General features: G+C 70.0%; 13 protein-coding genes. 4 read left to right on the forward strand and 9 right to left on the reverse strand.

Going from position 1 to position 13,507, the window contains the following annotated elements; all coding sequences use genetic code 11:
• Window positions 1-6 precede the first annotated feature (6 nt).
• The 7 genes from DI269_RS12465 to DI269_RS12495 form a co-directional block, all read right to left on the reverse strand.
• Window positions 7-1,212, reverse strand: coding sequence for an ABC transporter permease (locus tag DI269_RS12465; protein WP_112136392.1), 1,206 nt, complete (start codon window positions 1,210-1,212; stop codon window positions 7-9).
• The gene (locus tag DI269_RS12470; RefSeq protein WP_112136393.1) at window positions 1,209-1,913 is read right to left on the reverse strand and encodes an ABC transporter ATP-binding protein; all 705 of its coding nucleotides are present in this window, start codon (window positions 1,911-1,913) and stop codon (window positions 1,209-1,211) included. The genes DI269_RS12465 and DI269_RS12470 overlap by 4 nt, the downstream gene beginning before the upstream one ends.
• Window positions 1,910-3,091, reverse strand: a complete 1,182-nt coding sequence (locus DI269_RS12475) for an efflux RND transporter periplasmic adaptor subunit (RefSeq protein WP_112136395.1) — start codon at window positions 3,089-3,091, stop codon at window positions 1,910-1,912. The genes DI269_RS12470 and DI269_RS12475 overlap by 4 nt, the downstream gene beginning before the upstream one ends.
• Before the next feature lie 66 nt (window positions 3,092-3,157).
• Window positions 3,158-4,657, reverse strand: a complete 1,500-nt coding sequence (locus DI269_RS12480; RefSeq protein WP_112136398.1) for a sensor histidine kinase — start codon at window positions 4,655-4,657, stop codon at window positions 3,158-3,160.
• Window positions 4,654-5,361, reverse strand: a complete 708-nt coding sequence (locus tag DI269_RS12485; protein WP_112136401.1) for a response regulator transcription factor — start codon at window positions 5,359-5,361, stop codon at window positions 4,654-4,656. Before DI269_RS12485 ends, DI269_RS12480 begins: the two co-directional genes overlap by 4 nt.
• Before the next feature lie 94 nt (window positions 5,362-5,455).
• Window positions 5,456-6,529 carry an efflux RND transporter periplasmic adaptor subunit gene (locus tag DI269_RS12490; RefSeq protein ID WP_112136403.1) on the reverse strand — a complete coding sequence of 358 codons (1,074 nt, stop codon included), beginning with the start codon at window positions 6,527-6,529 and terminating at the stop codon, window positions 5,456-5,458.
• A 57-nt stretch (window positions 6,530-6,586) separates the two neighbouring features.
• Window positions 6,587-6,817, reverse strand: coding sequence for a hypothetical protein (locus DI269_RS12495; RefSeq protein ID WP_112136405.1), 231 nt, complete (start codon window positions 6,815-6,817; stop codon window positions 6,587-6,589).
• A 188-nt stretch (window positions 6,818-7,005) separates the two neighbouring features.
• Between DI269_RS12495 and DI269_RS12500 the strand changes: the two genes are divergently transcribed.
• Window positions 7,006-7,836: a hypothetical protein gene (locus tag DI269_RS12500; RefSeq protein WP_112136407.1), complete on the forward strand. Its 831-nt coding sequence runs from the start codon at window positions 7,006-7,008 to the stop codon at window positions 7,834-7,836.
• A 9-nt stretch (window positions 7,837-7,845) separates the two neighbouring features.
• Here the strand turns inward: DI269_RS12500 and DI269_RS12505 are convergent, their stop codons facing one another.
• A complete protein-coding gene (locus DI269_RS12505; protein WP_112136409.1) occupies window positions 7,846-9,252 on the reverse strand; it encodes an aminotransferase-like domain-containing protein in 1,407 nt (468 codons plus the stop codon).
• On the opposite strand from DI269_RS12505, the gene DI269_RS12510 reads away from it, so the two are divergent.
• Window positions 9,251-10,168 (forward strand): DMT family transporter, encoded by a 918-nt coding sequence (locus tag DI269_RS12510; RefSeq protein ID WP_112136412.1) that lies wholly within the window; start codon window positions 9,251-9,253, stop codon window positions 10,166-10,168. The genes DI269_RS12505 and DI269_RS12510 overlap by 2 nt on opposite strands.
• 46 nt (window positions 10,169-10,214) lie before the next feature.
• On the opposite strand, the gene DI269_RS12515 is transcribed toward DI269_RS12510, so the two are convergent.
• Window positions 10,215-10,874, reverse strand: coding sequence for a hypothetical protein (locus DI269_RS12515; RefSeq protein WP_157974939.1), 660 nt, complete (start codon window positions 10,872-10,874; stop codon window positions 10,215-10,217).
• A gap of 379 nt (window positions 10,875-11,253) precedes the next feature.
• Here DI269_RS12515 and DI269_RS12520 point away from each other — a divergent pair, with 379 nt between their 5' ends.
• Both DI269_RS12520 and DI269_RS12525 read left to right on the forward strand, forming a co-directional pair.
• Window positions 11,254-11,628, forward strand: coding sequence for a hypothetical protein (locus DI269_RS12520; RefSeq protein WP_112136416.1), 375 nt, complete (start codon window positions 11,254-11,256; stop codon window positions 11,626-11,628).
• Between the two features lie 9 nt (window positions 11,629-11,637).
• Window positions 11,638-13,452, forward strand: a complete 1,815-nt coding sequence (locus tag DI269_RS12525) for an alpha/beta hydrolase (RefSeq protein WP_112136418.1) — start codon at window positions 11,638-11,640, stop codon at window positions 13,450-13,452.
• Window positions 13,453-13,507 lie beyond the last annotated feature (55 nt).

Genomic DNA, 13,507 nt, shown 5'->3' on the forward strand with positions numbered 1-13,507 from the left:
TCTCCTTCACTCGTATCGGAGGGCGTCGATGGGGCGCAGCTTGGCCGCGCGCGAGGCGGGGTAGCCGCCGAAGAACAGCCCGATGCCCACCGAGACCCCGAGGGCCAGGAGCACCGTGCCGGGGACGATGACCGTCTCGTATCCGGCGATGGTCACCGAGGACGCGAGGTAGGCCAAACCCACCCCGAGGCCGCCGCCGAGCAGGCTCAGCGCCGTGGCCTCGATGAGGAACTGGGTGAGGATGGCGCGGCGGGGCGCGCCGAGGGCTTTGCGGATGCCGATCTCGCGGGTCCGCTCGGTCACCGAGACCATCATGATGTTGGTGATCCCGATGCCGCCCACCAGAAGACTGATCCCCGCGACGGCGCCGAGCAGCAACGTGAACGTCTCGGCCGTGTCGGCCTGGGTCTCCAGCAGCTCGGCGGCGTTGGTGATCGAGTACGGCGCGGTCTCGCCGCTGGAGACGCGCATGAGCCCGTCGAGAACGGCCGAGGCCTCGGCTTCGGCGGCGTCGACGGTGTCGGACCCGGTGGACTGCAACAGGATCTGCGAGAGCGCGCCGTAGCCGGTGAGCGTGCGCTGCACGGCGGTCAGCGGGGCGACGACGAGGTCGTTGTTGTCGCCGAAGCCGGTCGAGGAGCTCTGCTCCTCAAGGACGCCGACGACGGTATAGACGGCCCCGGCGAGGCTGATCTGCTCCCCCACCGGGTCGTCGCCGCCGAACAGCTCGTCGACCACAGTGGACCCGACGACGGCGACGCGCGCCCCCGCCTCCACATCGGACTCCGTGATCCCGGTGCCTTCGGCCACTTCGAAGTTCGCGGCCTCCAGGTAGTGCTCGTCGGAGCCGACGACGGACCCGACCTCGTACTCCGCGCCGTCCCACACGGCGGTCGCGGTCGTGGTCGCCACGGGCGAGACCGATGCGACGTCCGGGGTCAGCTCGGAGGCTTCGAGGCCCTCGGCGATCTCCGCGGTCAGGTCGGTGAACCGCACCTGCGTCCCTTGGGAACCGGAGGCGGTCACGGTGAGCGTGTTGGTGCCGAGCGCCTCGATCGACTCCTCGACCTCCTGCTGGGAGGCGGTGCCGACGCCGACGAGGAGGATCACCGAGGCGACGCCGATGAGGACGCCGAGGACGGTGAGCGAGGAGCGGAGCTTGTTCGCGGCGACGCCGCGCAGCGCGAAGCGCAGGATCTCGGCGGCACTCATCGCTTGCCCTCCAAAGCCGTTCGGGCGGTGTCGGAGACGACGTCGCCGTCCCGCAGGCGGATGACGCGGCCGGCCCGTTCGGCGACCTCGTCTTCGTGCGTGATGAGGATGATCGTGCGGCCGGACCCGTGGAGCCGGTCGAACAGGTCGAGGATGTCCGCAGTGGACCGCGAGTCGAGGTTCCCGGTCGGCTCGTCGGCGAGCAGGAGCGAGGGCGCGGTGACCAGGGCCCGGGCGACGGCGACGCGCTGCTGCTGGCCGCCGGAGAGCTGGTTCGGCTTGTGCCCGGCCCGGTCGGAGAGCCCGACCTGGGCGAGCGCGGCCGCGACCCGTTGTCGCCGTTCCGTTCGCGAGACTTTCGCGTAGGACAGCGGGAGTTCGACGTTGGCGGCCGCGGTGGTGCGCGGGATGAGGTTGAACGCCTGGAAGACGAACCCGATCCGCCTGCTGCGCACCAGGGACTGCGCGCCCTCGTCGAGCCCGGCGACGTCGACGCCGTCGAGCCGGTACGAGCCCGAGCTGGGCTGGTCGAGGAGGCCGAGGATGTGCATGAGCGTCGACTTGCCGGAGCCGGAGGTGCCCATGATGGCGACGTACTCGCCGCGCTCGACGGCGAGCGAGACGCCGCGCAGTGCGTGGACGGCGGTCTCGCCGTGCCCGTAGACCTTCGCGATGCGGTCGAGCGCGATGACGGTGCTCATCCGTTGCCTCCCGGGAAGCCGCCTCCACCGGGGGCCTGTCCGCCGGAGCCGCCGGGGAACGTCCCGCCGCCGGGGAACTGCATCTCGCCGGTGCCGGAGTCTTCCTCGTCGGTGACGACGAGCGCGACGGTGTCGCCTTCGGCGAGACCGGAGGCGATCTCGACGGAGCTGTCGCCTTCGAGGCCGATCTGGACGGTGGCCTCGGTCTGGGTTCCGTCGTCGCCGATGAGGGTCACCGTGCCGGTGTCGCCGGAGATCTCCACGGCCGCAGTCGGAACGGTGAGGACATCGGCGACCTCTTCGACGGTGATCGCCACGGTGACAGTCTGCCCGAGGCGCACCTGCTCGGGGAGTTCGTCGAGCGTGAGCGTCACGTCGTAGGTCGCGACGTTCCCGCTGGAGCCGGCGGTCGGCGCGACCGCGGTCAGCTCGGCACCGGAGGTCGCGTCGATGGCGTTCCAGGTGACGGTGCCGGTCTGGCCGACCGCGACGTCGGCGGCGTCGGCCTCGGCGACCGCGGCGGTGACCCGCAGGTCGGTGAGGTCGGCGATCTGGATGAACCCGTCGGAGGAGCTGGAGGAGTCGGTGGACTCGGTCTCGCCGCCCATCGAATCCGAACCGCCGCTCGACGAGGAGGACCCGCCGGAGCTGCCGCCCACGGTCCCGTTCACCGCGATCACGGTCCCGTCCGCCGGTGCGGTGAGCACCGTGCCGTCGACGGCGTCCTCCGCTTCCTCAACGGCCGCTTCGGCTTCGTCGACCGCGTCTTCGGCGGTCTCGGTCTCCGCGTCGGTCTCGGCCCGGTCGAGGCTCTCCTCGGCCGCGTCGAGGTCGTCCTCGGCGAGTTCGAGGTCCCGCTGGGCGTCGGCGTCGTCGACCACCGCCAGCGTCTGTCCCTTCTCGACGGTGTCGCCGACGGCCACCTCGATCGCGGTCACGGTGCCGGACGTCTCGAATTCGGCGGTCGCCGTGGTGGCGGCCGTGACCGTGCCGTCGGCGGCGACGGTGCGGGTGACGGTGCCCGTGGCGGCGGTCGCGGTCGAGGCGACCTGGGCGGACCCGGTGTCCTCGGCCGTCGCGGCGTCGCCGCGCAGCAGCAGGTAGGACCCGCCCGCGCCGGCCGCGAGGACCAGCGCGAGCCCGCCGTTGACCAGCAGGGAAGGAGGTGGCTTTCGCATGCTGAGGATGCTCGCGGCCGCGGCTCGGGGACGGGACCCGGTCAGCTCAAAGGAGGCTCACAGTAGCTAGGACTTCGGCAGGAGGACCCGGAACGTGGCGCCGCCGCCGGGCGTCTCCGAGAGCCGCACGCACCCGCCGTGGCCGGTGACGATGGCCGCGACGATCGACAGGCCGAGCCCGGAGCCGCCTTCGGTGCCGCGGACGCGGCCCTGGTCGACGCGGTAGAGCCGCTCGAAGACCGCTTCGGCGTGCTCGGGGGCGACGCCGGGGCCGGTGTCGGCGACCTCGACGACGGCCGCCGGGAGCGCGGGCAGGTCGCCGACCTGCGCGAGGCAGCGCGGGCCGGGGCTGTGGCTCCAGCCGATGCGCACGGCGATCCGGGCGTTCCCGGGCGTGTACCTGAGCGCGTTCGCGATGAGGTTGGTGAGGACCTGCCGCAGGCGCGGCTCGTCGCCGGTGATGTCGACGGCGTCGAGGAACTCGTCCGCACCTCCCGCCAAGGGCTCCAAGGCGATGAAGCGTCCGGGCGCGCGGATGTGGGCGTCGCCCACGACGTCGGCGGCGACGCCGAGCAGGTCCACGGGGCCGCGCTGGAGCGGCCGCTGCCGGTCGAGTGCGGCGAGGAGCATGAGGTCGTCGAGGAGCAGGCCCATGCGCCGCGACTCGGCCTCGATGCGGCCGATGGTGTCGTCCATGACGGGCCCGGGCGGGACGCCGCCGCGGCGGTACAGCTGCGCGAAGCCCTTGATCGAGGTCAGCGGGGTGCGCAGCTCGTGCGAGGCGTCGGCGAGGAACTGCCGCAGCCGCGCCTCGGAGGCGGCGCTGTCGTCCAATGCGGACTGGATGCGGCCGAGCATCGTGTTGAGCGCCTGGCCGAGCCGCCCGGTCTCGGTGTGCGGGTCGGTGTCGGTGACGCGCTCGTCCATGCGGCCCTCGGCGATCGCGGCCGCGGTGGCCTCCATCCGGTCGAGGGGCCGCAGTCCGAGGCGCGCGACCCAGAACGCGCTCACCGCGAGCAGCAGCAGGATCGCGAGCACCACGCCGCCGCCGATGAGCAGCAGCGATTCGGTTGCGGCGCTGACGTACTCGGAGGACAGCGCGAAGACGACGTACTCGCCGGTCCCGTCGGTCTCGCCCGTCTCCTCGACGAGGACCCGCCACGAGTTCCCGTCGGCGTCCTGCACCGTGTACGGACTGTCCACATGCGACGTGAAGTCGCCGAGCCCGGTCAGTTCGGCGGCGTCCTCGCCGCCGACCGCGCGCACCAGTTCGCCGCCGGAGTCGTAGATGTAGACGCGGGGGCTGTCGGGCAGCCCCGCCTGCGGCCCGGGCGGGTTGAAGTCGTACGGGACGGTCTCGTCGGGCTGGGTCGCGCGGGGCTGGTTCTGGTGGGTCATCTCCGCGGCGGTCGTCAGCTGCGAGTCGATCCGGTCGATGAGGACGTTCTGGAGCAGGGCGGTGGCGATGAGGATCGCGGCGGCCAGCGCGAGCGCGCACAGCGTCACGATCGTGAACGCCATGCGGGAGCGGACGGTCCAGTGCCGCCAGCGCCGCGGCCTGATCATTTCCGGCGGGGTTCTCGGAGGGCGTAGCCGAAGCCGCGCACGGTCTGGATGAGGGGCGGTTCGAGGACGTCGATCTTCTTGCGCAGGTAGTAGACGTAGGACTCGACGATGCGGCCGTTGCCGCCGAAGTCGTAGTTCCAGACGCGGTCGAGGATCTGCGATTTGGAGACGACCTTGCCGGCGTTGACCATGAGGTAGCGCAGGAGTTTGAACTCGGTGGGCGACAGCTCGATCGGGTTGCCGGCGCGGCGGACTTCGTGGACGGTCTCGTCGAGTTCGAGGTCGGCGTAGCGCAGGACGCGGTCCTCGGCGGGGGCGGGGGCCTTGGCGCGGCGGAGGATCGCCTGGATGCGGAGGACGACCTCTTCGAGGTCGAAGGGCTTGGTGACGTAGTCGTCGCCGCCGACGGTGAGGCCGGTGACGCGGTCGCGGACGGCGTCGCGGGCGGTGAGGAAGAGGACGGGGAGGTCGCGTTCGGCGCGGAGGCGCTTGGCGACTTCGAAGCCGTCCATGTCGGGGAGCATGACGTCGAGGATGACGAGGTCGGGTTCGAATCTCCCGGCGGCGCGGAGGGCTTCGGCGGCGTCGTGGGCGACTTCGACCTCGAATCCGGTCAGGCGCAGTGTCGCGGACAGGAGCGCGCCGATGTTCACCTCGTCGTCGACGACGAGGACTCGGTCCTTGTGTTCAGGCGCTTCGCTCACCAGGGCTCCTTTTCTCAGTGCCCTGAATGCCTATCGCCGCAGGCCGTGGCCTTGCTGGGAGAAAGCTCAAAGAAATGTCAGAGTCCGCCGGAGTCTAGTCGGTGCCGAGGCTGACGGTGTCGCCTTCGCCGAGTCCGGAGGCGATGGCGACGCCGTCGTCGCCGCGGAGGCCGAGGACGACGTCGCGGGTCTCGGTGGTGCCGTCGTCGTTGACGACGACGGCGGTGGCGGTGTCGCCGTCGATGTCCTGGAGGGCGGCGGCGGGGACCCAGAGGGTGTCGGGGGCGCTGTCGAGGACGACGGTGACCGTGGCGGTGGAGCCGGCGAGGGCGTCCTCGGGGGCTTCGGCGAGGCCGATGGTGACGCCGTAGGTGACGAGGCTGTCGGTGGCGGTGCCGACGAGGTCGATGGCGCCGACCTGCGCGTCGACTGCCGGGTCGTCGCCGAAGGTCACGGTGACGGCTTGGCCGACGGTGAGCGCGGCGGCGTCGGCTTCGGCGAAGTCGGCGGCGACGGTGACCGAGGAGAGGTCGGCGAACTCGATGAGGGCGGTCCCGGCGGCGAGGACGGTGCCTTCGCTGGCGGAGACGGACATGACAGTGCCGTCGGCGGGCGCGGTGATGACGGTGGCGTCGAGGGCGGCCTCGGCGTCTTCGAGGTCGGCTTCGGCCTGGTTGAGGCGCTGCTGGGCGGTGAGGATCGCGTCGGTGCCGGAGGAGGTGTCGCAGGAGGTGCCGGTCTGGCCGCCCATGGCCGCCTGGTCGGTGGCGGCGGCCGCGGTCTCGCAGGACTCGGCCTCGGAGGCGTCGGTTTCGGCCTCGTCGAGCTCGTCTTCTGCCTCATCGAGAGCGGTCTGGGCGTCGTCGACGTCTTCGGATGCCTCGGTGTCGTCAATGGCTGCAAGCACATCGCCTTCGGCGACGACGTCCCCGGCGGCGACGTTGACTTCGGTGACCTCGGCTTCGGTCTCGAATCCGAGCGACCACGACCGGGCCGCAGCGACCGTGCCCGACGCCGAGGCGGTGAGCGAGACGTCGCCGCGTTCGACTTCGACCGTGGTGGCGGCGGTGGCGGGTTCGGCATCGCCGAGGAGGAGGTACGCGGCGGTGCCGCCCGCGGCGAGCACGAGGGCCGATGCGGCGATCACCGCGGTCTTGACTGATGCCATGTGCTGAAGCGTCGGCGGGCGCGCTCGGGGCGCCCTCAACCGGACCTCAGAACCGACTCAGAACCGGCGGGGCCCGCCCTGACCCGCAGGGCGGGCCCTAGGGCCCACGGCCTCGTCGATCTCGCGCAGTCTCCTGACGGCATCCTCTCCGCCCTGCCGCAGCACCCGTTCCCGGGCCCTGCGGTACGTGTCCAGCAGTGCGGCCTGCTCTTCCAGCGGCAGCATCCCGGACCGCTGCACCGCCAGCGCCAGGCCCGCGACCCGGTCGACCTCATCGACAACCCTCATACCCCGAATCTCCGCGACCCGGTGGGCCGCAAGGCGAACACTGCATGAACGCCGCCCCACACGGCGGCCTCAATCGGCGCCGAGGGCATTTGCGTCAACGGACCGGCTCGGTTTGGGGGTGGCCGATTCCGCGTCACTGGTTCACGCTCATTTCGTTCGCGGAGACCCATTCGACCGAAAGGCCGTTCATGAGTATCAATTGCGCTCTTCCCGGATCCTCGCCGAGGCGGGGAACTGCAAAGCGGTTCACACGTGCCGAGCACTTCGACTCCTTCGCCGAGCTGCTCTTCGCGACCAGAGTGGGGCACCGGCTGGACATCGGCGAGGTCGCGATCCTCACGAACACCAAGGCTCACATGGTCGCCAGGTTCGAATCGGCTCGCTCGATTCCCCACATGCTGTTCCTTCGCGGGTTGCGGGACGCACTCGACCTCCCGTTGGCGTGGCTCGAATGCTGCATCGACCACTTCGCATGGGCGAACGCCTCGGAGGAACTCCGGAACTCACAGGAGGAAGAGGAGTTCCTCGGTCTGGCCGACACTCCGATCGGATCGAAGGAGGAGAAGAAGCGGCTCGATCGACTTTGGCTCAAGTACGACTACATCCCCAAGGCCGTCGCACGCCGCATCGTGTTCAATGCCTCCGAGCGCGAGGATTTCGCTCAGGAGGCCCAGATCAGCCTCCGAAGCGCGGTTCTCATGCACCTCCCGTATCTCGGGAAGTTCCAGTCGTACGCGTGGAAACGGTGCGAAGGGAAGACCCGCGGCGTGCTCAGCGCGAAGTATTACGGGGAGACGCCCGAGGCCCTCAGGAGGCGACATGCGAGGGTGCTCAAGGCGATGAGAGAGCACCAAGCCGAGCACGGGTGCAGACCGTCGACATACCAGCTAATGTCCGCCACCGGGTTGACCTGGGGCGAGGTGATGGACTCGGAGCACTTCCACCACATCCGCCAGCATGAGGTCTCTTTCGACGATCCGTGCGGTGGCAACGGCCGGACCTACGGCGACTTCATCTGATCACCAGCGTCAAAACCCTCCCAAGGCGCGGCCGATGATGCGGGCGGCTTCGGGGAAGGCGCCGGGGTTGGGGCCGGAGTAGTTGAGGCGCAGGTAGGCGCCGGTGGGTTCGGCGGGGAACCATTCGTCGCCGGGGACGACGAGGACGCCGGCGTCCTCGCAGGCGCGGGCGAGCGCGGGCAGGTCGGTGGCGTCGGGGAGGCGGGCCCAGAGGTTCAGGCCCCCTTGGGGAATGGCTTCGAGGTGGGCTTGCGGGGCGTGTTCGGCGAGGCCGGCGGCCATGAGGTCGCGGCGGGCGGCGAGCTGGTGGCGGAGGCCGCGGAGGTGGGTGCGCCAGGCGGGCTGGGTGACGACGTCGACGGCGACGGCCTGGAGGAGGCCGCTGACGTACATGGACTCGGCGGCGGCGTCGGCGAGGATGCGGTCGCGGGCGGGGCCGCGGGCGATGACGGCGGCGACGCGGACGGCGGTGGAGACGCTCTTGGTGAGGGACCGGACGTAGACGACGTGCCCGCCGTCGTCGCGGGCGGCCACGGGCCGCGCTTCGGCGCCGATGCCGAACTCGTGGGCCCAGTCGTCCTCGATGAGGAAGGCGCCGTGGGCGCGGACGACGTCGAGGACGCGTTCGGCGAGGCCGGTGCTCCATTGGACGCCGGTGGGGTTGGCGAAGTTCGGCTGGGCGTAGAACGCGCGGGCGCCGGTGCGCTCGAACGCTTCGGCGAGGACGTCCGGGTCGGGCCCGTCGGGGCCGACGGGGATGGGGACGAGGTCGACGTGTTCCCTTGCGGCGGCCACGATGGCGCCCCAGAAGGTGGGCGATTCGATCAGGAGGGGCCGGCCGGGGCCGACGAGGACGCGGAACAGGGAGGAGAGTCCGGTCTGACTGCCGGGGACGACGATGACGTCGCTGGGCGCGGGCGGGGCGACGCCGGCGGGCGCGGTCTCGCCGAGTTCGGCGGCGAACCAGTTCTGGAGTTCGGGGAGCCCCGCGGCGGGCGGTTTGCTCATGGCCATGTCGCCGCGCGCGGCCCGCGTGAACGCGCCGCGGACGATGCGCTCGGGCAGCAGTTCCCGGTCGGGGTAGCCGGAGTGGAGCGCGATGACCTCGTTCCCGGCGGTCTTCAGCGCGGTCGGCAGGCGCGGGACGCGCGCGGGCGGCGCCCCGAGAGCGGCGGTCTGCCAGCGGTAGTCGCTGGGCCTGGCGGTGCGCACGGCCCGCACGAAGGTCCCGACGCCGGGCCTGCTCTCCAGCAGCCCTTGGGAGGCGAGGGCGCGCAGCGCCTTCTGCACGGTGACGGGGCTGGCGGCGAAGTCGGCGACGAGTTCCCTGGTCGACGGCAGCCTGGTCCCGGGTGCGGCGAGCGCGATCCGTTCGCGGAGTGCTTCCACGATCCGCGCACTGCTATCGTTGAACATGAGAGACAACAGTAGCGCTACCGCGCTCGCGACGCCACCGCTATCGCGCACGCGGGCCGGGCTGTGGTGGGGCCTGCTCGGCGTGGCGGCGTTCTCGCTGACCCTGCCGCTCACCCGGATCGCCGTCGAGGGCATGTCCCCGCTGTTCATCGGCGCGGGCCGCGCGGTCATCGCCGCCGTCCTCGCGGGCATCGCGTTGGCGGTCACGCGGCAGCGGCTCCCCACCTGGACCCAGTGGCGGCGCCTCGTGTTCGTCGCGGCCGGCGTCGTCGCCGGGTTCGGGCTGCTCACCTCGTTCGCCTTGCAGCACACGTCGGCGAGCCACGGGGCCGTCGTCATCGCGCTGCTGCCGGCCGCGACCGCCGCGGCCACGGTGCTGCGCACCCGCGAGCACCCGCCGCGGCGCTTCTGGCTCGCGGCCGGCGCGGGTGCTGTCGCCGCGGTCGTCTTCGCCGCCTTGGGGAACGGCGGCCTCGGTGAACTCGGCTGGCCCGACCTGCTCCTGTTCGCCGCCGTCGCGGCGGCCGCGGTCGGCTACACCGAGGGCGGCCTCCTCGCCCGCGAACTCGGTGCCTGGCAGACGATCTCGTGGGCCCTCGTCCTCGGCGCCCCGGTGATGACCGCGGCGACGGCCTTCGCACTCGCCGCCGAGCCCTTGTCCGCCACGCCGGTCCAGTGGAGCGCCTTCGCGTACCTGGCGGCCGTGAGCATGTTCCTCGGCTTCTTCGCCTGGTACCGCGGCCTCGCCCTCGGCCCCATGGCCCAGGTCAGCCAGGTGCAGCTCGTGCAGCCGGTCATGACGATCGCCTGGTCGGCCCTCCTCCTCGGCGAGCCCCTCGGTCTCCCCACCCTCCTCGGCGGCCTCGCCGTCGTCGCCTGCGCCGCCCTCGCGGTCAGATCCCGCCTCCCGCAATGAGAACGGCCCCCGCCGGGAGGAGCGGGGGCCGTCGTCCAAAAGAGAGTTAGTCGTTTTCGAGCGCGTGCCAGACCGGTTCGGTGCTCAGGTCGAGCACCAGCGAGGTCACGTCGTCGGGCGTCACCTGGAGCGGGCCTTCGAAAGCGCCCCACCAGGACCAGCTCGCGGAGCCGTCCGGGTAGAACGCGGCGGCCTCCACATAGGTCCCGTCGGTCGTGTACGCGACCACGGTCCCGTCGGCGAGCTCGGTCGACTCGCACTCGGTGTCGTCGGCACGGCACTGGAGCAGGTAGTGCGCGTCGTACTCCCCGCCGTCGGTGAGGTCCTGGACCCCGGGGGTGATTCCGCCGGGCAGGTAGACCGCGGTCTCGAAGCCCTCGCCGGTCTCGTTCACCCAGAAGTCGGCGCGGAACTTGCGCTGCACGGGCGTCTCGTTGGCGCCGTCGATGTAGTAGTTCTGGAGCCGGACGGCCTCCAGGCTGTTGTCGAAGGTCCAGTCTCCGAACTGCGTCGCGAGCGCGTCGTCGACGTCGGCCTGGAACTCGGCGGTGTACTCGTCCCGCACGAAGTCCCACTTCTCGGAGTACTCCCAGCCCTCCTCCGGGATCTCGGTCTCCTGCGCGGAGGCGGCGGTCGCCGGGAGGAACACCGCGGCGGCCGCGATGGCGGCGAAGGCGGTGCGGGTGGCGGTCTTGGCAGTGGACATGAAGATCACCTTTCGGAAGAACCATTCACTTGTCCTCTTTATAATCCCTTACCACCCAAAGGTAAACGAACTTGTGTAATACATCCATTTTCCGGTGCCGATGCAACCGAATCCGCCCACAATGGCGTCCCCCTGCATACGCGCGAACGGGCCCGGCGGGTTGCCCAGCCAGGCCCGTTCTTGTCGAAGACGAAGCGTGCAGAGCCGACAAAACAGCCGGATCCCAAGAAGTTGCGCGAATGTGTCATCATGTTCTGACCGCCGGTAGCCACACGCGCACCAGTCGTGCTTCAGCGCCGAACACGACCACATACCGACGCCCCGCCCCGAGCCCCATAGCGGACGACTCCCCGTCCCGCCCATGCCCAGGAGGTAGCCGATGTCCGGCGCCGACGTCTTCACCATGGCTCCTGAGAAGGTCCACGAAGCGGTGGAGGTGTTGTTCGGGGTCGAAGCCGAGGTCGACAACCTCACCACCGGCATCCAGACCGACACCGAAGGCGTCGCCAGCGTCCTCGCAGACGCCCAGTGCGCGATCGGCGAGGCACTGAAGACCGCATCGGACTTCTGGTGCGTCCAGCGCACCATGGGTTTCACCGGCCTGGTCGGCAACCTCGGCGAGTACCTCGCGGTCTGCGCCGAACAGGCGGTCGAGATCGACGACTTCACCGCCCACGACTTCGCCACCCTGGCCGACCACGACCGCTATCCCGGCCGCGCGGCCGAGAACGCCTCCGCGCGCCCCGACTGGTAGGAGCAGCAGATGAGCGACATGCACTGGAAGGACCTGAAAGAGACGGACTTCGGCGTCTTGAAGACCTTGGCGGACCAGTGGGGCAGTTACATCGGCGAGGTGACCGCGCAGGCCGAGATCATCACCGAGGATGTCGTCAAGAAGCACCTCAGCGTCGAGAACTTCGAATCCGAAACCGCGGACGATGTCCGCCACCAGGCCGACCTGCTGGCCGACTCTCTCCAGGACGACCTCCACGAATACGCGATGGTCAAGATCAAGGCGACTCTCGAAGACGCCCATGACGAACTGGTCGAATGCCAGGCCCAGCTTTTCGACCTCATCGACGTCGTCACCGGTGAGTACCGGTTCGAGGGAGGCTCCAGCGACCCGTACGTCGTCGTCTCCGACGGCCACTATGAACGGATCGCGGCATTGGACGTGACCGCCGCCCTCATGGAGCGCGCCGGCGTCGATCAGTCCGACTTCGCATCCGATTTCGGGCAGAACGAGTCCCGTGAACGTCTCATCCAAACGGCCGAGACCATCGCGGGCGAGTTGACCGAGGTGCTGAAAGCGATCATGACCCGTGCCCACAACTCCGACGACGAGGCCGCCGCCGTTCTCAAGTCGGTCGTGGACACCCCGGCAGAGCAGCCGCCGCCTCTCGGCGCCACCTACGACGACCTCATCGAGGAGTACGAGAAAGCCGATGCCGAGCGGAATCGGGATTTCCTATACGCGCTCGCTTCGGATGAGTCCGAGGCCACCGCAGGCGGAGTCAACGACTGGTGGGCGAGCCTGACCGACGAGGAGCGGACGGCACTGATCGACTCGCATCCGGAACTCGTCGGCGGCCTCGACGGCATTCCCTCCGACACGCGGGACTCCGTCAACCGGGACCTGCTCGACGCATCGATTCCGAACCTGGAAGACAAGATCTCGGCCCTGGAGACGCAGATCGCGTTGATGGAGGAGGGCGGTTCACCGTACGGTTCGTACGAGAACGCGGACATGGTCGAACTCCAGGCCGACCTCGCCGAGGCGCGGGCCCGGCTGGACAACGCGGAGGCCTTGCAGGCCGCTCTCGCCAATGGGTCCGATTCGGGCGCACCACTGCTCCTCGTCGACTTCGACCTCAGCGAAGACGGCAATGCCGTGGTCTCGGTCGGCAACCCGGACACCGCAGAGCACACTGCGGTCTACGTTCCGGGGACCACCTCGGACATGCAGGGCATCGACGGCCTGATCTCGGACGTGAGCGTCATGCAGTACGACGCGGACAAGGCGGGCAACGGGGAGACCGCCGTGACGTTGTGGTTGGACTACGACGCCCCCGACGGCGCCTACCCCACTCACAACGGCGGTGTCGACCCCGAAGCATGGCACACCGATCAGGCGCTGGAAGCGAGGAGCGGCCTCAACTCGTACCTCGAAGGCCTCTCCGCCACGCATGACGGCGAATCGCACACCACAGTGCTCGGCCACTCCTACGGCAGCGCAGTGGTGGGTGCAACCGCGGCCGAATATCAGATCGACGCCGACCAGATCATCGACTTCGCCAGCCCCGGTTTGATGGTCGAGACCGCCGATGAGCTGAGTGTCGGCGGAGACGACGTCTGGTCTACCAGGGCCGAGGGGGACGTCATCAACGCCGCCGTGCTGACAGGCGCGCTCGGTGCCGATCCGACCGGTGAGTACTACGGCGGCAACACGTTCGATGCCGACACGATCGGTGGGAACTCAATCGATATTCACAGCGGATACCTGAAGGAGAACGCCGATGATGAGCCGAACCGGGCGCGGACCACGATGGCCGAGATCATCACCGGCCAGAAGGACTGAGTGATCCCATGCGATCCCGAATCTGCGCGCTGCTCTCAATTCCCGCTCTCGCCCT

The organism is Glycomyces dulcitolivorans (genome assembly GCF_003265355.1).
In the GTDB taxonomy this organism is placed as follows: Bacteria; Actinomycetota; Actinomycetes; order Mycobacteriales; family Micromonosporaceae; genus Glycomyces; species Glycomyces dulcitolivorans.